The following is a 22,889-nucleotide window of genomic DNA, read 5'->3' as shown; positions in this document are numbered from 1 at the left end:
ACACTGTCCACAATTTTGTGTAAATGGAAACAGAATACAGATATAAGAGGAAACTTACAACTGAATCCTGGCACTGTCCACGATTTTGTGTAAATAGAAAACTAGAGGATTCTTCTCGTAGTTTTCTATTTACACAATATTATGGAAAGTCCCTGAATCCTGTTTCCATTTACACAAAATTGTGGACAGTGTCTATCAAAATGGGCTTAAATTAAGACTTTAAATATCGTGTAAGTCTTTGTTTATGTCATTTATACGTCTACGAATTTCGTCTGCAAAATACCTTGGAGAAAGGATTTCCTTTAAATAGAAATCTTTGTTGCCAGAATCTGATTTATCAAGAATGTAATCTAAAAAGTCTTTATTGTCAGGATTTAATATGTATACTTTAAAATCTTCCAATGTTATAAGACTACCTGATTCAGGGTCTGGAAATCTTTTCAAGTAAATTTCTAGCTTCCTTTTCATTTCTTCTAATCTTTCTTTTTGCATAGTATAATTATTAATTGGTTATGCAGCAAAGGTAGTAATATCTTTCAAACTACCATTCATCCATTTGCCATTCTTTCTAATAAAGATTCCAGCCAGATTGGTAGGTATCATAATAACACCTTTGGTTGTTTTGTAGTAGTTGTAATTGGCAGTAGTGTAATTGCAATACGCTGTTTCAGAGCGTAGATTCTTTACTTTGTCTGCATTATATATAAAGCATATATCTTCGCCAAAGAAGTTGACGTACCACGCTGCTTTACAATCGTGAGTATCCTTGACAGCCAGTAGGCTTTTAAGTTTTTCAGTTTCCATTAAATGAGTGGGATAATTAACGTACCGTACATCCCTGCATTTTATTTCAGCTACTATCTTATCTTCGTTGTGTATTAAATAGAAATCTACGGGATTATATCTGCCAGTAGATTCCTTGTATTTGGTTATATTTCCATCTTCTAATAATGACTTGAATAAGTCCCTTCCTTTACGTTCCATTGCTAAAAAGTTATCCATTTGCTAGTAATTTGATTACTAGCCTGTTTCTATATTACATATTCATAAACATTAGCCATTGTGCATTTTCATTACAGGCTAATTAGGTTAATATATTTATTGTCTTGTATTGATAATCCTATCTGCTTCTTTCGTGATGTGTTGCTTAATCTCTTTTACTGTGAATCTTACTAAGTAAGTTGATAATAGTGCTACTGCAATAAGTGTAATGTAAATCATAATTGTTTATTTAAGTAAATATTGTTTTGGTGTATCTTATTTACTTGAATACTATCTTTGGTCTGTAAATCTCATATCCTTTGACTGTTTTACCGTCAATCCACTTGGCGACAGGTTTACAATCAAACCATCTATCAAGGTCTGTAGCTTTGACTTTATCGGTAATACCTAGTATATCATACGCTTCTCTAATCCAGCTCTTAATATCAGCGTTACTAAAGAATCCAGTCTTTATCTGCTTGCTAAGTATTTGTACTATCTTCGTGTCTCTGTTTTTATCCGATTCCAGACTGATAAGAGCTTTTTCTATAGCTGTTTTGATATATCGCAAACTTCTAACTTTATCAGTTCCTAATTTGTGATAGGCAGGTACTACTAATGGCTGTACTCTAACTATTTCGTCTGTTTCTGGAGTAATAACCAGATTCTGTAGTAGTTCCGTATATCTAAGGAAAGCATCTTTAAAAGATAGTTTCTTTCCTGCTTTATTCATTGTTTCGTTTAGTCTTTCATATTCTAATTCAGTGGTCATATTCCCGTTTGCATTGTGTTCCTTTCTTAAAGCGATACCATCATTATAGATAACCTTTTCCAATTTGAAATTATAAAGGTCTAACTTTACCAGCATATCATTCAGGAAATAGTTTCCTTCTTTATCACACACTGCATAGGCACTGTTAAGCATTTTTTCAGCCATACTTTTAGCTTTCTTGCTACTATTGTTGATAGCAGTAATTAATTCGTTTGCACCTTCTATTTCATCATTCATTCTTTGTACCATTTCTTCATAGGTAATATCTAGATTTAGCTTCCTTTTTCCCACACTATTAAAGATGTGTACCATTATGTTTCTAAATGGATTGGATTCAGTCCTGATTCTACCAGCTATCTGGTAAATGTCAGTGGATATATCGAGCAGGGTATTAGTATTGCTGGAATTACTGACTACAAAGCACATACCTGTTTCACTGAAATAATCAGCACCTTCAAATGATTTGGAAGTAATGAAAGTAAATGGCTTATTGGTACTTCTACTGTTGCTGATAGTATATCCTGCTAATTTGTCTCTGTTTGACGGATTATCTGCACATACAATCTTTACTTCATCGTTACCAAGTTGGCAATATTCTAAGATAGAAGCTATATCTGTAACTGAATTTATAAAGAAGTATGCTTCCGTACTTTTATTACCGTTTATTTCTAGATAGCCGTCTTTCTTATAAGCGTTTATATAATTGGCTGCCTTTACATAGGGATGATTGGTTTGGTCTAACTTAACTATTAAGGTATCTGTGTTATCCCATTGAGCTTCTACCAGTTCCACATCTGAAAGGATGGACGGAGTGAAATCTGCACTGATTGGAGTGGCAGACATAAAACAGAATGATTTGTACTTTCTAAAGCAGTCTAGTACACCGTCAACAGCTTTCTGTCTATAACTGTATGCTTTTAGTAATATGTGATATTCATCTATAAGCAGTCTGAAATCGTTAGGATTTAGATACTGCTCCAAATATTCCATCTTATCATAAGTACACATTATCTTTTTTATTCCAGCACTGGAAGCATATTTCTTTAGCTCCTTTTTGGCTTGGTAAGTAAAAGTACCGAATAATCCAAATACAGACTGCTCTTTGCCATCATAGGAGGTAATAGTAGTAAGACCTGATTCTGTTAAGCCCGTCTTATTTACGATAAGTTCTGTAGTAGGTACTGCAATGATATAGGATTCATCATTAAAGAGGACTACAGTAGTACCACCACAGCCAGTAACTACTTTATTAAAGATGCAATTATGTGGTAAATCAGGTAAGTTTAAATATCCATTAGTTGAATTTATTTTTAAGGTTTTCATAGGTTTTTACATATAGAATTGAGGTAGTAAGTAATCTGAATAGTAGTAAATCTGAATTTAGGAGCTAATCTGGTTAAAATCTTTAGTCTTGAGTTCCTTACTTTTTTGGTATGGTATAAGGTAGCATTTGCAAATTTTGGTAAGGATTGGGATAAAATAATAAGCGTATCACTACGCCTATTATCCGCTGTTTCAATTTACTAATTTAAGAAAATGCAGGGAAGAACTGCATTTTTAACAATGGAATCCCAAAGGGATTATATGAATTATGAAAAATGAATCGAAAAGAAGGAACTAGCTACTATTATTCACTAGTTCCATATTTTAGTCAGAATTTCGCAACAATAGAAGCATTTATGATAGTAGCTGCTTCTTCTAATTTGCTGATACAAAGATAATAAAACTTTTTGACTATAAAAACTGGAAGATACACAAATTTTAAAAATAGTGTACAGGTGTTTCTAAGCTCTGTATTTACCTACCAGATGTGCGTGAATGCTGGATGAATGAAGGTAAAGTATGTCTTTTTATCATTTCTTTCCAGTATCCCGTTTTCAAGGGCAAAGTATATACTATCGTGTTGTATGCTTACTTCGTGGACTATTCGATTAAGTGAGAGGTCTACAATATTAGTACCGATTCTGGTGTATGATTTAAGCCGTATAAGTGCTCCTAATTGGTTCTTATTGCCATTAATGTTAAGCAGGTCTGAATCTATGGTTATATATAGTCTATCAGGTTCTGTGTATCTGTATGTGTTATATGTTCCAGTTCTATCTATTACTAAGTATCCTAGCTCATCAAATTTCTTTAAATGCTTGAATACAGTAGTTTCACCTATACCACAGGTACGTACTACATCTTTAATTGTTGCATCTGGATTATTGGCTATTGTTACTAGTGTACAGAAGTAGGTGAACGCTTCGTTATTAGTAAGATTCTGAATGTATTGGATGTTTAATTTAATTTTCATAGGTAAGGTCTGATGTTTATTGTTTTATTATATTTATATTTGCTTCTAAACTTAATAATTGACATTATGAAAAGTAAGAAGAATTGGAATGATTTCATTGCATCTAAGAAATTTAAATATACTCTATTTGCTATTGCAGTAATAGCAGTTGGAATATTATTATGTACTTCTGATAGTATATCTACAACTTTATATGGGGAAGATAACCCAGAAGCTAAAGGGAAAGTGTTAGCTACTTATCTAAGTATAATAGGTGGTGCTTGTGTTATCTATGGTCTATATCTTAACAACAAGAAAATAGGTGAACAAACAAGGCAAAATAATATTGCAGAAAAAACTAATATTGATAAACGTTTTGGTGATGCTGTAGGGTATCTGAATAGCGATAATGACGGAATTGCCATAGGTGGTGCATACGCATTGTTTCAGATTGCTAAAGAGGATGAAAGATATAAGTCTATTGTAGCTAATATCTTTTGTGACTTTATTTCTGCAAATTTTTCTTCAGGAAATAAAACCAGATTAATAGGTGTGGTTAAAGAACTGTTACTTCAGAATTTAGATACTGTATTTATCAAGACTGAATTGGTTTTGCGAAATATTTCTTTCGAAAATGATAGATTCCACGGTAAGGCTAATTTCAGGTTTAAAGATTGTTTCTTTGAAGGTGTATTTTTTAATGTGTTGGAATTTGTTCGTTTTGAATCTTGTAAAATAAATAAAAGCCATTTAATTGATTGTAATAAAATAGATATAGTTCGTTCTGAAATATCTGGAACTAGTATACGAAATCTTTCTATACCTACTAAAGAAGTGAATTTAGTGGATAATATTTATCTAGGACAGGTTGAGATATATGCGCAGACAATTATTGGTACTTTATATATTGGTAGTACTGCAACTTCGTTTGACGATGATTTTGTAGATAAGCGTATAGTAGTTTATACTAATTGTGAAAATAGAATTGAAATTAACGACAGATGTAAGAAAATAGTTTCAATAAAAAAAGGAACATTCTACCATCGTTGAATTTGATTGTGTAATTTGTTATGACACTGTTCACATATCGACATTAAATTATCTGGATTATAAGCCACTTCTTTGCGTTTCATTCCTTCATAATTCATAAAGCTGTCTATATGATGGATATGAAATGCAGGAGTGATTACCCCTTTGGATAAGCACACTTCACATAAAGGTGACCGCATTAGCTTACTAGCTCTAAGTTTGTGCCATCTGTCAGTATTATAAATCTTCTGTCTTTCTATCCTGTTATTTGATGGATTATGCTGTTTCTTCGCTTTCTTTAGATATGGCATTATTGTAGTATTCTGTAGGTATTATATATTCTCCATTTTCCGTAGCTATTTCCAGTGGAAATATCTTTTTCTTCATCATATAGCTTTGCAGTTGTGCATATTTTCTGGCTGTATAGAACTGTATCTTTACTAATTCCAGAACGGCTTCTTCCGTTACTTTATCCAGTCCCATTTCCAAACATTTGATTATAGCTTTATGAAGTAAATCTTCTACAGTTTGGGACATATAGATAACATCTTTATAATTATCGGCACATTGCTTTAGTAAATCTGGGTAGTGCTTAGCTATAATAGCCATAATTTGCTTATGTTGTGATGAAAGTGGTTTGGCTATTGCTGGATTGTAGCTGTACTGCTCGTATTGTGGTTTCCAGTTAATCTTCTTATCTAATTCTTCTGTTGATATGTGAAATATCTGTGCTGTTTTATCTATTCCATAGTCATATATATACTGTTCCAATACTTCTTTACTTGGGATTGTCTTTTTCATTTTTAAATCGTAGGTAGTCATTCATTGTTTGCCTGTTGTAGCTATAGAAGTCTTTCAGTATCGCTTCTACTAACTTTTCTCTATCTAGCCTGCTGTCCGTCTCTTTATATTTGTCTATTAAATCCAGATTCCTGTCAAAGAAATCAGCGATTATCAATCTTAATATTTTAGACCTGTCTTTCTTTAATAAATCGCATAGTTCATTCAGTAGCAGTTCCGTATTCAGGTCTATTTTAAACTTAATTTCTATCGGATAATTACACGTTCTTTCCATAGTGTTTGATTTTTAATTCTATACAAATTTACTGAAATAAAATAGGGTGTCAAAATGAATGTGTTACATTCTTAATTAATTGTGTTATAGTCTCTTTATGTGTAGTTGAGTACCTTTTTAGCTTTACTATTTAGAAAATAAAAAACGTAATACTATGAAGAAATATTCAATTCCTAAAGGTATAGAGAAAGAAGCTGCCGAATACATACAAGGAGTACTTGCAGAGCTTGAAAATAGAGGTGTTTTAGAGAATATAGATAATGCTGCCTTAGATATGCTGGCAAGAAATTACAGCACATTTATCAAGGCATCCAAACAGTTGGAAATAGACGGTTTGACAGTCACCAGTGATAGAGGTAATATAGCACCACATCCATTGGTAAAAGTTGCAAAGGATGCACAAACACAGGCTATGAAAGTTATGTTGGAATTTGGACTGACAGCCAAAGCACGTACCAAATTACCAAAGATGGATAAAACGGATGACGAGGAATCCACACCATTAGAACAATTCATTGTTACTGGTAAGAAAGAAGTTAGATGATGAAACTTTACTATGAGTATGCAAGTAAGGTTCTTAATAATGAAATAGTAACAGGCGATACAATAAAACTGGCTTGTAAGAGATTCCAGAATGACTTATTGAGGGATGATTTGGAGTTTAGGGAAGATGTAGTAGACAGGGCTATTAGCTTTATTGGCACTTTGAAACATTATACAGGCAAGCACGCTGGCAGTAACTTCATTCTGGAAGGCTGGCAACAGTTTATTATAGCTAATATACTGGGATTTTACTGGAAGGGTACAGGAACTAGGAGATTCACCAGTTCATACATAGAAGTATCCAGAAAGCAAGGTAAGACTGCTTTAGCTGCCGCCTTATGTTTGTATTATCTAATTGCTGATGGTGAAGATGGTGCAGAAGTCTTGCTGGCAGCAAACAGTAAGGAACAGGCAAAGATAGCTTTTGATATGTGTTCCAAGTTTAGTAAGGGACTGGATACCAAAGGCAAATATTTGACAGCTTACAGGGCTGATATTCTGTTTAAGGCTACTAATAGTAAATTGAAGGTACTTGCTGCTGATGATAGCAAACTGGATGGATTTAATGCCAGTTTCGGTTTACTGGATGAATACCACGCTGCCAAAACAAGTAAGGTAAGGGATGTAATAAAATCCAGTATGGGTATGCGTGAGAATCCACACCTGTGTACTATTACTACTGCTGGATTCGACAAAACTTTACCTTGTTACCAATTAAGAACTGTAGCTATAGAAGTGCTTAATGAATTGAAAGCAGATGATGAAATGTTTATTGCCATCTATTCTTTAGATGCTGCTGATGATTGGAGAAGTGAAAAGAACTGGATGAAAGTTGCTCCTAATTTGAATATTACTGTTACCAGCAAATACATCAAAGGACAAGTACAGCAGGCTATTAATAATCCTTCTGATGAAGTGGGAGTACGTACCAAGACACTTAACCAATGGTGTGACAGTGCTACAGTCTGGCTGTCTGATGAAAGTATTATAAAGTGTACACAAGCAGTAGACCTGTCAAAATTCAAAGGATTACCCTGTTATGTTGGAGTGGATTTAGCTGCTACCAGTGATTTAACTGCTGTATCTTATTTAGTCGTTGATAGTGATAAATACTATTTTAAAACTCATTACTACCTTCCTGAATCGGCACTTACAGATAAGACAGACAAGGAACTTTATAAGCTATGGAAAAGGGCTGGTTTACTTACTGTTACTGCTGGTAATGTTACTGATTATGATTACATAACTACTGATATGCTTAAATATTCAGAAGTAGTTAATATACAGGCTGTAGGATATGATAAGTATAATGCTACACAGTGGGCTATTGATTCGACAGAAAAAGGATTGCCACTTGAAGAATACGCACAGACATTAGCCAACTTCAATAAGCCTACCAGAGAGATGGAACGGCTTATATTATCTGGTAAGGCAGTAATAGACAACAATGAAATAAACAGGTATTGCTTTAGGAATGTGACTTTGAAGTCAGACCATAATGGCAACATCAAACCTAACAAACAAGTAGACAAAAAGAAGATTGATGGAACTATATCTATGATACAGGCTTTAGGTATGTATTTACAAGTACCACACTACACAAACCAAATATTTACATTTTAATGAAATTCAATTTCCATCCATTTAAAAAGAAAGAAGCTAGACAAGAAGAACGTAGCTACAACTTTCTTTCAGATTCTCTATTTTATAATTCAGCTACTACATATTCAGAATCAAAAGCTATGTTGCTATCTGCTGTTTACAGATGTGTAGACGTGATAAGTGATTCTGTAGCACAGTTGCCGTTAGAACCGTATTATGTAGATGATGAGGGCTTTAAAACCAAGTTTACCAAGCATCCTACATACTGGTTATTAAACAGAGAACCGAACGACCAAATGAGCAGATTTACTTTTATCAAGACACTAGTTACCAGTGTGCTTCTTACAGGTAATGGCTATGCTCTTATTAACAGAGATGAAAAAGGTGATGCCAAAGAACTGATATTTCTAAAATCAGATTCTGTATTAGTCACTTTTAAAAACGGCAAGAAGATGTACAACATTACAGGGATGAATCAACTGGTAGAAGCTATCAATATGATTCATATCCTGAATTTCAGCTATGACGGGATTACAGGCATAAGCACTTTGAAGCACGCTAGAAATACATTAGGGTTAACTGCTGATTCAGAAGCGCACGCAGAAGGATTTTTCAAAGGAGGTGCTAATCTGGCTGGCATTATCAAAGTGGAATCCTCATTGACTGCACAACAGAAGCAGGACATTAAAACAGCTTGGAGTAGTGCTTTTAATTCTATTACTGGTACTCCTAATGGCGTGGCTGTAATGGAAGGCAATATGACTTTTCAGCCTATAACAGTGAATCCGTCTGATGCACAATTACTGGAAACCAGACAGTTTAATGTGATTGATATTTGCAGATTCTTCGGTGTGTCACCAGTCAAGGCATTTGATTTGTCCAAGTCCAGTTATAGTACAGTAGAAGCTACTCAACTAGCTTTCTTGACTGATACGCTTTCACCACTACTGGAAAAGATAGAACTGGAATTTGAACGTAAACTGTATAAGCCGTCTGAAAGGAATAATATAGATGTTCGTTTTGACACTTCCGTTCTTCTTCGAGCAGATAAGGCAAGTCTGGCTAGTTATTATAATACGCTGTTCCAGATTGGTGTGATTACTCCAAATGAAATCAGGAAGAATTTAGATTTGCCAGCTATTGAAAACGGTGACAAGTCATTTGTACAGGTGAATGTACAGACATTAGATAAAGCGGTTACTAAGCAAACGGAAAAAGACGATGAGGTATATAATCAAGGGGAATGATTTTAGCTTTACTTGGACTATAAAGGATTGCAACGGCTATGTAGATTTATCTGCTGTTACTGATTTGGAAGTGATGTATCAACATTCTACAGTTCCATCCAAGAAATATGTAGCAGATGCCAGAATAGTTGATATAGTCCTTAAAGAGAGGGAAGAAGATTTAGGGGATACTGTTCTTTATGACAGTACTTTAGTGAAAGGTATTGAGTTTGAAGTAACAGCCGAACAACAGCAGGAAATGCTTTTGGGAGACTATAATGTTATCTGTACATTTATAAAGAATGATGATAGTCACTGCTATAAAATGATTAGGGCTTATACCATAGTAGCAGATAAAGATGGTCTTAAATATTGCTGTTCTGAATCAAAGGAAAGACTGATTAAGCTAAGTCAGTTGATAAATGATATGGGATTTATCACCAGAGATGATTTGCCTACCAAAGTAAGCGAGTTGCAAAATGACTGTAATTATGTCAATATAAATAGTGTACCTACTAAACTTAGTCAATTAGTGAATGATAGAAACTTTGCTTCCAAAGATGAAGTTCCCAAATATACAACGGAGCTTTCCAATGATGCACAGTTTACCAATGTTGTAGACTTGGCAAAAAAGGTTGATAAAGAATCTGGCAAAGGATTATCTACTAATGATTATACTAATGAAGATAAAACCAAACTTACTAATTTATCTGATTTTGATTCGACAGGTATTAATAAGGAACTAAAAGAACTGGAAGAAGCACTGGCTGCTAAAGCTGATACTAGTGAAATACCTAATTTCACGTCTGATTTAATAAATGATTCCAAGTTCGTAACAAGTTCCGATTTACTTGCTGAAAATGTAGGATATGACAGTACAACTGTGAAAGACACATTGGATTCATTGCTGTACGAAGCTATTAATATAACTTCATTTACCAGTAACGTAGAACCAGTACAGGAAATAGGAACTAACATTAACAGTATAACACTTACTTGGAAGTTAAGCCAGCCAGCAACGGAACAATTTATTAATGATGTACCTGTGACAGGCAGTTCTTTCACATTTGATACTCCATTCAACAGCAATAAATCATTCACACTAAAGGTAAATGATGGAACTACCATCAAATCTAAAACTATTGATATTAAGTTTATGAATAATATATATTACGGTGTATCATCTTCTACTACTTATGATTCCAACTTTATTGAATCTCTTACAAAAGAACTACGGCAAGCTACAGAAATGAATTTCAGAGTAAATGCAGGCAAGGATGAATATATCTGTTTTGCATATCCTTCTCATTATGGAGAAGCCGTATTTAGTGTAGGCGGATTTGAAGGAGGATTCAGAGAAGTAGCCAAGTTTTATTACACCAATGAATCAGGATATAACGAACAATATACAGTTTACTGCTCTGATAATCCCTGTCTGGGAGATACTAGGGTAAAGGTAATATATGTATAAGGGATTACTACGATACTATGAAAGAAACACGAAATTGTAAAATTGAAAAAAGAAACGAAGATTCCAGAATTGTTGAGGGTTATGCAATAGTATTCAATTCTGAATCTAGAGATTTAGGCGGGTTTACAGAAGTTATAGAACCTACGGCACTGGAAGGAGTGCTACAACAGTCAGATATTTTGTGCCTTTTGAATCATAATGAAGACAGAGGTATTCTGGCACGTTCTAAATATGGTGCAGGCAGCCTGAAACTGGAAGTTGATTCTACAGGTCTTAAATATAGCTTTGAAGCACCCTGCACAAATCTGGGAGATGAATTGTTGGAAGGTTTAAAGAGAGGTGATATTACTACTTCATCTTTTGCTTTTACTATTGATTCCGATACTTGGACAAAGAAGGAAAATGGTTCTTATATCAGGACTATCAATAAGTTCAAAGAACTGTTTGATGTGTCACCTGTCTATAAAGAAGCGTATCCTGATACGAGTGTAGCACTTAGAAAGCTGGAATCATTCGATAAAGAAGATTTGACTGATTACTATATGGAGCTAAGACACAAACTACAATAATGAACACTTTAGAACTGTTAGACAAAAAAGAACAGTTAAAGCAACGGGCAGAGGAAATAGTTTCCAAAGCAGAAAAGGAAACCAGACGGTTAAATGAAGGTGAACACGCTGAATTTAATTCTATCACCGTTGAACTGGAAGACATAGATAAGGAAATAAGAAAGATTGCAAGCGAGACAAAACTAACAAACACAAATAATACATCTATGAAAAAAGAGAAGTTTTCACTTTTAAAGGCTATTAATGACGTAGCCAATAGCAGACAACTGGACGAAAGAGCGCAAGAAGTTGTATCTGCTGGTATTGCAGAATTTAGAAAATCAGGACAGAACTATTCTGGACAAATCGTATTACCGATTGAAGAAAGAGCCGATGTGCAAGCGACTGTAGAGGGTGCAGGACAGGAAACCGTAGCAGAAGATAAACTGGCTCTGTTAGAACCATTGAGAGCTAATTTAGTAATGGTTAAAGCTGGTGCAAGCTATCTGTCTGGACTGGTAGGTAATGTTTCTATTCCTGCTTATTCTGGAAGTAATGTTAGCTGGGCTGGTGAAGTTGCTGCTGCTACAGACGGTGCAGGTGATTTCAGTGAAGTAAACTTAGAACCAAAGAGACTAACCGCTTATGTAGACGTTTCCAAACAATTCCTGATTCAGGATTCTGCCAGTGCAGAAGAGATGCTTAAACGTGATATTGTAAATGCTATTTCGGACAAACTGGAAGCCACTATTTTGGGTAGTGCTGCTGGTTCTGCTACTATGCCTGCCGGTATCTTTAATGGCGTTACTCCTGAAACAAAGGATATTACTTATAAGAGATTGGTTGATATGGAAACTGCACTAGAAGAAGCTAATGTAGCAGGAAACAAGTGTTTCATTGTATCGCCATCTGCAAAAGGTATTTTGAAAACGACTGCTAAAGATGCTCTTTACAATGTAACTGACGGTGGTGTACATACCTGTGTTGGTTGTGCTGGTTGTCTGATGGAAGAAAATGAAGTGAACGGTTATCCAGTATATTGTACATCTAATGTTACCAGTAAAGGTGTTGTAATGGGACACTTTGAAGATTTTGTTATTGGACAATGGGGTGGGATTGACTTAACAGTAGACCCGTACACACAAGCAGCTAACGGTAAAGTAAGATTGGTTATCAATGCATATTTCGATGCAAAACCAAGAAGAACAGGTTCTTTCCAAAAAGCTATCTTGAAATAATATGTACGTCAAACTGGAAGAAGCTAAGAAGCACCTTCTTTTGGATGATTCTTTCAAGGATGATGATTTATATATACTTGGATTGATTGATGTTGCAGAGGATGCAGTAGCACGCAATTTGAATCTGAAACTGGATGAATTGGCAGTGGATGGGGAATTTACCCCACCTGCTGTTATTCACGCTATTTTATTACTGATTGGTAATCTATATGCCAATCGTGAGCCAGTATCTTATTCATCCGTTAATAAAGTGCCATATACATTTGATTATCTAATTTCACTTTATAAAAACTACAAAGAAGTATGATTGACTATATACATAATAGAGACGGTAGGGCAACGTCTACACAGGTTAGTAGAATGGATGATATAACAGAGGATGTATTCACACCAGAATTTTATTTTCTCATTAAAAATACCAATGATAATGAAGTAACTGTAGAAATTAGACCTGCTGGACAAGAGAAGTTTATAACTACGGTTCTTTATCCTGGCTGGAATCCTGAATTATGTAGTGCAGTAAGAATAAGCGGTGAAACTGGATTACAGTACGGCTATTAATACTATATACTATGAGGGCAGGGCTACTGACAGAGACAATATTACTACAGGAATCAGTACCTGTTAAAAATGAGTTTGGGGCTACTTCTATGGAATGGGTAGACTATCTGCAAACAAGAGCCAACATTAAGTTTAATTCTGGTAACAGGGTTAATCAGAATAATGAAATATTTACTTCTTATACACTTACTTTCACAATCAGGTACTATCATAAGGTAAACGAGCAAATGAGAATTATCTATCAAGATAAGAAGTATAGGATATTGGCTATCAATTCAGACAGGACAAAACAATCCACAGAAATCATAGGAGAGCTTATTAATGAATAACGGTGTAACTGTAGACGCTTCACAGGTACTAAGAATGTTTAGTGAACTTAATAGCAGACAGCAAAAGAATGTGTATAAGAATGCACTACGGAAAGCTGGACGAATTTTGCAAAAGGAAACGAAAACACAACTAAGAAGCGTAGTAGGTAAGACAATAAATCATAAGAATAGATGGGACGGTAAAACTTTAGGCAGTGGAATAAAACTAAAGGTTGATAAGAAAGCTACAGAAGCGAAGGTTCATATAATGGGGGACTTTAGGTTAAAGTTCTTTGAACTTGGAACAACTACCAGACGACTTAGAAAAAACGGAGCTAACAGAGGTAGAATGAACGCTTCTCACTTTTTCAGGACTGCCAAAGATAATAAGGAACGTGCCATCTTTGATAATATAAATCAAATGGTTGAAGAATCAATAACAAGGATTTCCAAAAGAAGATGAGCTTACAAATAGGAAAAGCTATCTATCACTTATTAAGTAAAGATAGCAGGATAAAAGAAAAGGTAGGTTCTAAGATATATCCGTTGATAGTTGAAGAATCCACCACTTTTCCTTTTATCATTTATAAAAGGACTAATATTAGTCCTAACTACACCAAAGGCAGTTATTCTGTAAATGAATCCGTTACGGTTGATGTGGTTATTGCTTCTAAAGATTACACGGATACCGTTGAACTGGCAGACTATGTAAGGGATGCTTTAGAAGGTAGAAGGGGGAACTTTGCAGGAATAGAAATAAATGATATAAGGATGATTAGCGCAGATGAAGAATACATAGAAGATACATTCATTCAAAATATAACATTCGACATAAACACAAATGGCAAACAAAATACTTAGAGGGAATGACCTGATGATTTTTAAAGATACCACTGGTGCTGGCACTGCTTATAAAGCATTGGCATTTTCAACCAGTTGCCAGCTTTCCTTAACGGGAAACACTTTGGAAACTTCATCAAAAGACGGTGGCAAGTGGACTAGTAAAGCGGTAAGCAAATTAAGCTGGTCACTTACAACTGACAATTTATATAGCGTGGAAGATTTTAATGCTTTAGTAAATAGCTGGATAAGCAGAGAGGAATTAACTGTAGCTTTTGCCGTATGCACCAATGCAGACAGCGATACAGGTCTGCCTGCCGATGGCTGGAAAATAGGCGGTGGCTACACTGGTAAGGTGGTTATCACTAGTATTACCGCTAATGCTCCAGATAATGATAATGCTACTTACTCTGTTACTCTGGAAGGAACAGGGGCTTTATCGCCTAAAGTAGCGTAATATATTCACTGGGGAAGCTGTTGCAGTTTCCCCTTTTTTATTTATATACTATGGAAATTCAAATTAAAGGTACTGCATATAATATACGATATACTATCAGGGCTATGTTCGTATTTGAACAGATAACAGGCAAGATATTCAGATTGGAGAATCTGACGGATTACTACCTGTTTTATTATAGCCTGCTGATAGCGAACAATCCAGATTTACAAATGACATTCGAGGACTTTATTAATGAATGCGATGATGAACCAGCCTTAGTTATCCAGCTACAGGAATTTCTTTCTAAAGAGATGGAAAAGCAGTCTGCATTCATTAGTGATACTGTAGATTCAAAAAAAAAGTAACGATTAGCGAACTGTATGCTTTAGTAGTTCTCGAAGCAGGTATAGCACCTGATTATTTTCTGGACAGGATGCAGATGTATGAAGTGAAGGCAGTCTTGGAAAATCTGCAACATAAGAATAAGACTGGCTGGGAACAGGCTAGGATGATAAGCTATATCATAGCCCAAACTAACAGTACCAAGCAGTTATCACCTACTGATATTATGAAGTTTGATTGGGATGAAGCCAAAGAGAAAGATACTTCTATCAGTAAAGACGATATAGCCAGACTACAGGCTAAAGCTAATCAATTTATAAACACACAAAACTAAATATATATGGCTGATTTAGTAACCAGACTATTACTTGATTCATCTGGTTTTAATAATAACATAGTTAAGAGCAGCAGGCAAGTACAGGAGTTTCAACAGATAACAGGCAATATAGTAGGTACTATAGGAAAGTTTGCTGCTGGTATTGGAATTGCGACTACTGCCAGTGACGCTTTTATGAAGATAATAAGAAGCTCACAGGCTACTAATGATGAATGGGACAATACATTAAATTCCTGTAAAGGAACTGTAGATTTATTCTTTCAGTCTATGTCTGCTGGCAGTTTTGAAGCATTTAATAACGGTGTTCTTTCTACAATAAGGAATTTGAAAGAACTTTCTGCTTTGCGTGATTCGTTGACTGATGCTAAGTTATCAATGGGATTCAATACTAAAGTCTTTGAAACGGAGTTTACGAAATATGAATCTATAATCAGGGATACCACTAAAAGCAAGCAGGAACGGGAGAAGGCATTTAAAGACTTGCAAAAGTTGAAAGACGATTTTAAAATAGATGTTACTGATGTCTTGGGAGGTGCAGAAGAAGAACTTATTCAATCATTGAATATTAGAACAGGACGAAAAGACTTTAATATTAATGATATACATAAATATATATCAATCAATAATAATGATTTTTCATCTAGAAATGAGAAAAGGGCATTAACGGAGTATCAAGACCAGTTAAAGGCATACGAAAAGGAAATAAACCAAATACAAGGCAGGATTAATTCTACCAGAGGTGATACTAATGAATGGACAGGTGAAACCAAAAAACAGATGAGGGAAAAACTGTCTTCTATTAAGCAACAAATGGAACTATTCAAACAGCAAAATTCAGAACTTGAAAAGCAGAATTTCTTGAATCAGGATAATGATGCCAATAGAGGTGAAATGATTAAAAACTATGAATATGCTTATGATTTGAAAAAGCGTATGTATGATTTTGATAAACGTACCTTGGAATTACAGAATAGTCTTAAACCTGCTGGAGGAAATAATAAGGTAAAAACAGAAGAAGTAATTCCTGCTGGTTCTGTTGCTGAATTGGATAAGCTGATAACGGAAGCCAGAAAGAAGTATGCTGCTGCCATTACAGACGATGCCAGAGTATCTGCACTAAAACTGATACAGGAACTGGAACAGAAAAAAATAGTTCTGAATATTACTGCTAAATATAACAGTAGGGAGCAGGGAGATTTAAAACCTGCTGGTATTCCATCTGTTAAAGGCTTTAATTCAAGGGATATTGGTAAACTAACTTCTCCATTTGTAACAGAAGAAGATGTAAAAGTAAATAATGATTATGCAACTTCATTAGGTGCTATTGCTACTGTTATGGGTTCTATATCCCAAATGACAAATGAAGGTGCTTCTGCTTGGTTAACTTGGAGTGCTAATTTAATGACAGCTATAGGTACTGCTATTCCTGCTATAGAAGCTCTTATTGCTGCAAAGAAAGCGGAGTCTATAGGAAATGCCGTAGCCAGTGCCACGCAAACACCAGTAGTAGGTTGGTTGTTGGCTGGTGCTGCTGTAGCTTCTGTAATAGCAGCTTTTGCCACTATGCCACAATTTGCCAATGGTGGTGTGGTTGATGGCAGTTCCTTCTTTGGTGATAAGATATTGGCTAGGGTGAATAGTGGTGAAATGATTCTGAATAAAAGTCAGCAGTCCAATTTGTTCAACCTGTTAGACGGTGGTTCACCTGTAAAAGGAGGTGCTATGTCTGGAGAAGTTGAATTTAAGATTTCAGATAAAGCACTGGTTGGAGTTTTAAAACAACACAGTAATAGAACAAATAGACTAAGGTAAAATGGGCTATCAATTAATATATAACTCATCTTTTAAGGATATAGATGAGAATACTATCAATATTGAAATATACAGGGATTCAGGAGGTACTTTGATAGCTTCTGAATTACTCTGTTCTGCTGATGCAGTTTCAATTAACTATGAATCAGATGATGATGTGTTCAAACCAATCAAATGTTCGGATTGCCAGATTAATGTCTTAACGACAAAGGTACTGGCTAATCTGTACACAGCATTAGGAAACCAGATATATTGTACCATCTCAAAGAATGGTTCTTTATTGTGGTGTGGGTATTCTGTTCCTTGTCTTTACAGTACGGATTATAATGAAGAATATAATTTGTTGTCATTGCAGTTCAACGATATTCTTTCATCCCTTAATAATTATAACTACACCTATCTAAATGAAAAGCAGTCTATAGTGTCTTTCTATCAGGTAATCAAACATATCATAAGCCAGATTGATTCCAATGGACTGATAAAGAATGCCTATGTACACAACGCAAAGAAGATAAATGATACTACTGATTTACTAAATAACTTATTCATATTAGATAGAAATTTCTTCGATGAAGCGAATGAAGCAGAGAACTGTAAAGACGTACTGGAATATATTGCAAGGTATCTGGGTATGACTTGCTATTATTATGGTGATTCTATTTACTTCGTGGACTATGATATTATTAAGAATATCAATTTATATACTAAATATACCCTGTCAGATGATAGTAATACGGTGGTAGCACTTGATAACACCGTTATTAATGTTAATCAGAATATTTATGAAAGTAATGCCAGTATAGCTATTGGTGAGCTATATAATAAGGTGGTGGTAGTTGCTAATTCAAATTCTAATAATACTATAATTCCTGAATGGAATGATGAGGATGATATTATAAATCAGAATGCAGACGCAAATAAGTATTATGAATCGACAAGGGATATTAGTGGTAAGAATTATACATTATTGAATGCTTTCTTTAAATCGAAGAATAATTGGGATTGGAATAAGCCATATCTTTTTGAAATTAACAAACCAATAGAACCGATAGAAGAAGTAACTCCAGATAATGCTGCATCAAATGGCAGCTACTGGCAAAAGGCAGCATACTATGAGACTGCAAATGAACCTTCCTCTTTAAATTGGAAGACATATTTTACGATAAGTGATTACGGTCTGATGGGATGGAAAACAACAGACGGAGTCCAATTGTCATTGAAAAATAAGCTACCTATAGCAGTCAAAGGTGGAACTTTCATTATTGATATAAATTATAGGCTGTCTGGTGATTGGAATGCAGCAGAATGTATTGTAACATCTGATGAACAATACTATGATGGTAAATATTCCACGGGATTCACGGATACGATGTTTAAATGTAAACTTGCAATTGGTGATAAGATGTACTATGATGGTGATGGATGGGTTAATTATCAGGAGTATCATAATAAAGTTGCAAGGAATTATTATAAGATATGTAACGGTCCAAATACTTGGGCAGGTGCAACTTGGTATAAGTATCTGGATGAATACGGTTACTGGCGATTTGTTACTAAAGGGGAATATGATTCTATTTCTGGACGTGAAAAGTATAGCGGTGGATATGCAGATAGAAATTACGTGTATTCATATATGAATAGCAGTAATGAGCGTGTATTTGTCGAGAAATGGTTCTATGATGAATGTAAATTGCAAGACTGTTTTTATCTGGTGCATAAGAATAAAGTAGGGGATAAGGTGTTTGATACAGATTATTCATTGACTAATACAGTTTCGTGGCGTATGAATCTGGCAGAAAGTGAAGATGGTGTTGCCGTTTCATTACCATCTGATAAAATGACATTAGGGGAGTTGACATTTGAACTTTACGCTCCTAATCAACTTGGAACTACTCCTATGAGACGTACCGATAAAGAACCTGTCAGGTGTAATTCATTTCACATTAATGATGTTAAATTGAAATATACTACATCTGATTATGTGAAGGATATTTTTAATGATGAAACGTATGATGAAGACTTGAAGTTTGAGAATGTAATTGATGAAAATATAGTGAATGATTTTGATGATATTGAATTTAGAATCAATACTTATAATGAGCACGCAGGCAGCTATAGCTATGTTCTTACTAAGGTGGGAGATGAATATTACTTTGTTGATACGTTGACTGATGGAGTTTCTAAAGATAAATTGAAAGCAGAAGAACACTGTATTAATAAGTATGTGAATTACTATAGTAAACCACGATTCAGATACAGTAACTCAATAAAGAATAGGGATATATCGCTTAATTCAATCCTGAAAGAGAATACCTTGAATAAGAACTTTGTAATCAATTCCATCACCTACGATTTGATTAATAATAAATGTGATGTTGAATTGAATGAAATACGATGATATGGAAATAAAATCTAACTATATACCACATAATTTCAGAAACAAGTATTTAAAGAATGTAGGTGGAAGTTATTCAAGCACAGTTTTACAGCCAACAGTATCAGGTGAAGCTGGTACTAAAGTTGTGGTAATTGATGATTTGGAAACTTCCAGCAAGGATAAGGCATTATCTGCCAATATGGGTAAATACTTGAATGAAAACAAACAAGATAAGAATGAATATGTAGATACGATAAATCAGTATTTAAGTACTGATTCTGATGTGAAATTTAAATCTGTCGCTGGCAAGAATGGAGAGTTTGACAATCTGAAAGTAAAAGGAGGGCTGGATATCTTTACTATTACGAGTAATGAGGTAAGGGGAACTAATGGAATTTTATATGTTACTGATTCAGCACAGGTAACAGGTATAACTTCTAATGAAAATAATGTAATGGTTCTTACAGTCAGTGATTCTGTCTTTAGGGTGGATGATATTCTACTTAGCCAGACTTTTGATTCATCTTCAAAGAAGATAGTTTTAAAGGTTAATACTGTGGATGGTACGACTATTACCTGCAATGTAATAGAAGCACTAGGCAATATAGAAACTGGTGATGCTTTAGTAAGGATAGCCAATACGAGTGATGCAGCCAGACAAAGTTCTATCCTGCTGAATCCGTATGATGGCTGTATTGATATACGTACAGGTTGTACTTCTGAATCAGATTCCACAATATCCAGTAGAATAGGTAATCTGGATGGAATTACTGATACAGATTTCGGTGAACTGTCTGGTGATGGACTTTATTCTAATAATGCTTATCTGTCTGGTGCAATAAGAAACCTGTCTGGAAAATGGGAATTGAAGGATGATGGTTCTGGTAAGTTGGCAAATGGAAATATTAGCTGGGATACAAATGGTAATCTAAACTTAAAGTATGGTACGAGGAAGGAATTTAAAACTATAGATATTGATGATTATGATTTTGCAAACGCATTTGAAGTTGATTTAAAGGATGGGTTGAATTTCTTCTTTACGAAAAATAAGGATAATGACCCTAGAACAATAATATTACCTTGCAGTGATACATTTATAGGGCTTGAAGTTGAAATGATATTTAAGGGAAATCCCGGTTTAATAAGACTTGAATGTGCAAATAATTATGCGTTTATGTATAACGGGCAAGATATACGCTATATTTCAATCGGACATTATCCAAGACGATTAAAATTAGTTGCAAGAAAATATAATTTTTCAACTAAGGGTATGTGTAGTTGGTGGATTGATAATGCAGCAGAGTTTAAAATCAGTAGTGATGGTACATTTGCAGGAACATTCAGGTCTATTTGAGTTTATGAATCAGCAACAAATACAATTAATAATAGCCTGCATACTGGTTGTCGTAGGTATAGGATTACTGATAGCAGGATTCTGTGTAGTACCTGTAGGTATTATACATAGTTCTATTCTGGTAGCATTTGGTGAGGTGCTTACTTTCGTAGGAGCTTTATTTGGAATAGATTATCATTATAAGAGCAAATAATATTAGCCTGTAGTCTTGATTGATTACAGGCTTTTTTTTGTACCTTTGCAGCAATTCCAGATGTCTAATGAGTTAGAATTGGAAGGACATATTATCGAAAGGTGTTATTGAAATTATCTTCTGCTGACAAATTCTCGCAAAATTTGAAATGGAGTGAAGATGGTAACGATAGCACTCACATCATTTGTTATATACTTACCTTGTATTAGGTTTCTATATTTCAAAATTGGTGTGGGGCTATTGTTTTATCCACTCCAAAGGCAATGCGAGAAGCCAGTCAGTAGGGTAAAGCAGATATAGTTCCCACACCTTTTTATTTATAACTGCTTTCTAGGGGGACAAGTAAGCTGAATAATTTATTAATATGAGCAGATTTAGATTGGTGGCAACTGCATTATTAGTTGCATTGTGTGCAGGGTTTTATTCCTGTGGTGGAGATAATGATGAAACACCTTTGAACAATGATGACAATTCGAATATCAGTAATGAAAATGGTAATAGTGTTATTGTGGGAACTACTGCTATGGTACAGTTGAAAAAAGTAGGTGCACTATCTACATTAATTTCTGATAATGTAAAGTTCAACATAACAGATTTAAGGATTATGGGAGATATTAATGGGGATGATATTGCATTAATCCGCGAAATGGCAGGTGCAGATGTTAAAGGTAATGAGACAAATGGTAAACTGGCTAATTTAAATCTTTCGAATGCAAATTTGGTTAATGGAGGGATATATTATACTGGAATAACACAAGAAGTATCCTCAAGTAATGAACTATGGCAATATATGTTTTATAAATGTGGTTCATTGACATCAATTGTACTTCCTAATAATATAGCGCATATAGGTGCTTTTGCTTTGTCATATAGCGGTATAACATCTTTTACTATTCCTAATAATATACAGACCATAGGAAATGAAGCATTTGCTAATTGCACTAAACTTGAATCTATTGTTATAGGAAATAGTATAGTCAGTGCAGCAGAGAATATGCTCGATGGTTGTATTAACTTAAAAAAAATAAGAATGCTTAGTGATAATAGCACTTATACTATTGAAGGTAAAATCTTCCAAAATGGTATGTTGTTTAATGAAAGTAAAAGTGAATTAATAAGATGTTGTTATTTGGGTTCTTCTAATTATATAGTACCTAATGGAGTAAAAAAAGTAGGAGATTATGCATTTACAGGATGTAATCAATTAGAATCTATTACTTTTTCAGACGATGTTATAATGGTAGGGAAGTACGCTTTTCAGAATTGTCATAAACTTACTTCTGTAAAAATTGGTAGTGGAGTTTCTTCAATGTCAGAAACAGCATTTGAGGGATGTGCTAATTTGGATGAATTTGTAGTTATAGATAACAAGGGTGCGTATTCTACACAGGATGGTATTCTTTATAACAGAAGTAAAACAAAAGTGGTAAGATGTCCTTTGAATAAAAGAGGAATTATTAATCTACCTGCTAGTATAGGTACTATTGGTGATTATGCATTTTCTAGTTGTATTTAGAGCCTTATAACTAACCATAACTTACTATGATTAACTAAACGTAAAGTCTT

At 34.5% G+C, this 22,889-nt stretch carries 27 protein-coding genes; 20 read left to right on the top strand and 7 right to left on the bottom strand.

Features of this window, described 5'->3' with window-relative positions; genetic code table 11:
* Nucleotides 1-219: 219 nt before the first annotated feature.
* The 4 genes from I2I13_RS11695 to I2I13_RS11680 all read right to left on the bottom strand — a co-directional run bounded on the left by I2I13_RS11695 (nt 220) and on the right by I2I13_RS11680 (nt 4,049).
* A complete protein-coding gene (locus I2I13_RS11695; protein WP_117980043.1) occupies nt 220-492 on the bottom strand; it encodes a hypothetical protein in 273 nt (90 codons plus the stop codon).
* A gap of 18 nt (nt 493-510) precedes the next feature.
* Nucleotides 511-1,002, bottom strand: a complete 492-nt coding sequence (locus tag I2I13_RS11690) for a hypothetical protein (RefSeq protein ID WP_117980042.1) — start codon at nt 1,000-1,002, stop codon at nt 511-513.
* Nucleotides 1,003-1,261: 259 nt separating this feature from the next.
* Complete coding sequence (locus I2I13_RS11685) at nt 1,262-3,076, bottom strand: hypothetical protein (protein ID WP_103877734.1); 1,815 nt, start codon at nt 3,074-3,076, stop codon at nt 1,262-1,264.
* 478 nt (nt 3,077-3,554) lie between these two features.
* Nucleotides 3,555-4,049 carry a hypothetical protein gene (locus tag I2I13_RS11680; RefSeq protein WP_062694992.1) on the bottom strand — a complete coding sequence of 165 codons (495 nt, stop codon included), beginning with the start codon at nt 4,047-4,049 and terminating at the stop codon, nt 3,555-3,557.
* Nucleotides 4,050-4,115: 66 nt separating this feature from the next.
* Here I2I13_RS11680 and I2I13_RS11675 point away from each other — a divergent pair, with 66 nt between their 5' ends.
* Complete coding sequence (locus tag I2I13_RS11675) at nt 4,116-5,078, top strand: hypothetical protein (protein ID WP_103877735.1); 963 nt, start codon at nt 4,116-4,118, stop codon at nt 5,076-5,078.
* Here I2I13_RS11675 and I2I13_RS24495 read toward each other — a convergent pair.
* From I2I13_RS24495 to I2I13_RS11660, 3 genes are all read right to left on the bottom strand, one after another.
* A complete protein-coding gene (locus tag I2I13_RS24495; protein WP_229107720.1) occupies nt 5,066-5,257 on the bottom strand; it encodes an HNH endonuclease signature motif containing protein in 192 nt (63 codons plus the stop codon). The genes I2I13_RS11675 and I2I13_RS24495 overlap by 13 nt on opposite strands.
* A 76-nt stretch (nt 5,258-5,333) precedes the next feature.
* Nucleotides 5,334-5,858, bottom strand: coding sequence for a hypothetical protein (locus tag I2I13_RS11665; RefSeq protein ID WP_229128626.1), 525 nt, complete (start codon nt 5,856-5,858; stop codon nt 5,334-5,336).
* On the bottom strand, nt 5,836-6,132 hold the full coding sequence (locus I2I13_RS11660) for a hypothetical protein (protein ID WP_103877738.1): 297 nt from the start codon (nt 6,130-6,132) through the stop codon (nt 5,836-5,838). The genes I2I13_RS11665 and I2I13_RS11660 overlap by 23 nt, the downstream gene beginning before the upstream one ends.
* A gap of 154 nt (nt 6,133-6,286) precedes the next feature.
* Here I2I13_RS11660 and I2I13_RS11655 point away from each other — a divergent pair, with 154 nt between their 5' ends.
* From I2I13_RS11655 to I2I13_RS11565, 19 genes are all read left to right on the top strand, one after another.
* On the top strand, nt 6,287-6,676 hold the full coding sequence (locus tag I2I13_RS11655) for a phage terminase small subunit P27 family (RefSeq protein ID WP_004308833.1): 390 nt from the start codon (nt 6,287-6,289) through the stop codon (nt 6,674-6,676).
* A complete protein-coding gene (locus I2I13_RS11650; RefSeq protein ID WP_103877761.1) occupies nt 6,676-8,298 on the top strand; it encodes a terminase large subunit in 1,623 nt (540 codons plus the stop codon). Before I2I13_RS11655 ends, I2I13_RS11650 begins: the two co-directional genes overlap by 1 nt.
* A complete protein-coding gene (locus I2I13_RS11645; protein WP_117980041.1) occupies nt 8,298-9,524 on the top strand; it encodes a phage portal protein in 1,227 nt (408 codons plus the stop codon). Before I2I13_RS11650 ends, I2I13_RS11645 begins: the two co-directional genes overlap by 1 nt.
* Entirely contained in the window at nt 9,499-10,974 is a 1,476-nt protein-coding gene (locus I2I13_RS11640) for a hypothetical protein (RefSeq protein ID WP_008648055.1), read from the top strand. The genes I2I13_RS11645 and I2I13_RS11640 overlap by 26 nt, the downstream gene beginning before the upstream one ends.
* Before the next feature lie 17 nt (nt 10,975-10,991).
* Nucleotides 10,992-11,543, top strand: coding sequence for an HK97 family phage prohead protease (locus I2I13_RS11635; RefSeq protein ID WP_195649565.1), 552 nt, complete (start codon nt 10,992-10,994; stop codon nt 11,541-11,543).
* Nucleotides 11,543-12,760 carry a phage major capsid protein gene (locus I2I13_RS11630; RefSeq protein ID WP_117980038.1) on the top strand — a complete coding sequence of 406 codons (1,218 nt, stop codon included), beginning with the start codon at nt 11,543-11,545 and terminating at the stop codon, nt 12,758-12,760. Before I2I13_RS11635 ends, I2I13_RS11630 begins: the two co-directional genes overlap by 1 nt.
* A gap of 1 nt (nt 12,761) precedes the next feature.
* Nucleotides 12,762-13,067, top strand: coding sequence for a head-tail connector protein (locus I2I13_RS11625; RefSeq protein ID WP_004308845.1), 306 nt, complete (start codon nt 12,762-12,764; stop codon nt 13,065-13,067).
* A complete protein-coding gene (locus tag I2I13_RS11620; protein WP_062695007.1) occupies nt 13,064-13,321 on the top strand; it encodes a hypothetical protein in 258 nt (85 codons plus the stop codon). The genes I2I13_RS11625 and I2I13_RS11620 overlap by 4 nt, the downstream gene beginning before the upstream one ends.
* An 11-nt stretch (nt 13,322-13,332) precedes the next feature.
* Entirely contained in the window at nt 13,333-13,650 is a 318-nt protein-coding gene (locus I2I13_RS11615) for a phage head closure protein (protein ID WP_008648050.1), read from the top strand.
* Complete coding sequence (locus tag I2I13_RS11610) at nt 13,643-14,092, top strand: hypothetical protein (protein WP_032852505.1); 450 nt, start codon at nt 13,643-13,645, stop codon at nt 14,090-14,092. Before I2I13_RS11615 ends, I2I13_RS11610 begins: the two co-directional genes overlap by 8 nt.
* Nucleotides 14,089-14,490 (top strand): DUF3168 domain-containing protein, encoded by a 402-nt coding sequence (locus tag I2I13_RS11605; RefSeq protein ID WP_062695009.1) that lies wholly within the window; start codon nt 14,089-14,091, stop codon nt 14,488-14,490. The genes I2I13_RS11610 and I2I13_RS11605 overlap by 4 nt, the downstream gene beginning before the upstream one ends.
* Complete coding sequence (locus I2I13_RS11600; RefSeq protein ID WP_008648048.1) at nt 14,471-14,926, top strand: phage tail tube protein; 456 nt, start codon at nt 14,471-14,473, stop codon at nt 14,924-14,926. Before I2I13_RS11605 ends, I2I13_RS11600 begins: the two co-directional genes overlap by 20 nt.
* Nucleotides 14,927-14,976: 50 nt before the next feature.
* Nucleotides 14,977-15,273 (top strand): hypothetical protein, encoded by a 297-nt coding sequence (locus I2I13_RS11595; protein WP_062695011.1) that lies wholly within the window; start codon nt 14,977-14,979, stop codon nt 15,271-15,273.
* Between the two features lie 74 nt (nt 15,274-15,347).
* Nucleotides 15,348-15,584: a hypothetical protein gene (locus tag I2I13_RS11590; RefSeq protein WP_225629834.1), complete on the top strand. Its 237-nt coding sequence runs from the start codon at nt 15,348-15,350 to the stop codon at nt 15,582-15,584.
* Between the two features lie 6 nt (nt 15,585-15,590).
* Nucleotides 15,591-17,399 carry a hypothetical protein gene (locus tag I2I13_RS11585; RefSeq protein WP_117980036.1) on the top strand — a complete coding sequence of 603 codons (1,809 nt, stop codon included), beginning with the start codon at nt 15,591-15,593 and terminating at the stop codon, nt 17,397-17,399.
* A 1-nt stretch (nt 17,400) separates the two neighbouring features.
* A complete protein-coding gene (locus I2I13_RS11580; protein WP_195649564.1) occupies nt 17,401-19,797 on the top strand; it encodes a hypothetical protein in 2,397 nt (798 codons plus the stop codon).
* The gene (locus I2I13_RS11575; protein ID WP_224262699.1) at nt 19,784-21,130 is read left to right on the top strand and encodes a pertactin family virulence factor/autotransporter; all 1,347 of its coding nucleotides are present in this window, start codon (nt 19,784-19,786) and stop codon (nt 21,128-21,130) included. Before I2I13_RS11580 ends, I2I13_RS11575 begins: the two co-directional genes overlap by 14 nt.
* A 4-nt stretch (nt 21,131-21,134) precedes the next feature.
* Nucleotides 21,135-21,323 carry a hypothetical protein gene (locus I2I13_RS11570; RefSeq protein ID WP_008648040.1) on the top strand — a complete coding sequence of 63 codons (189 nt, stop codon included), beginning with the start codon at nt 21,135-21,137 and terminating at the stop codon, nt 21,321-21,323.
* Between the two features lie 364 nt (nt 21,324-21,687).
* A complete protein-coding gene (locus tag I2I13_RS11565) occupies nt 21,688-22,839 on the top strand; it encodes a leucine-rich repeat domain-containing protein (protein ID WP_195649563.1) in 1,152 nt (383 codons plus the stop codon).
* The last annotated feature ends 50 nt before the right edge of the window (nt 22,840-22,889 follow it).

The organism is Bacteroides sp. D55t1_190419_B8 (assembly GCF_015558905.1).
In the GTDB taxonomy this organism is placed as follows: Bacteria; Bacteroidota; Bacteroidia; order Bacteroidales; family Bacteroidaceae; genus Bacteroides; species Bacteroides vicugnae.
Note: the sequence above shows the minus strand (reverse complement) of the source record. Positions and strands in the feature narration are given on the sequence as shown.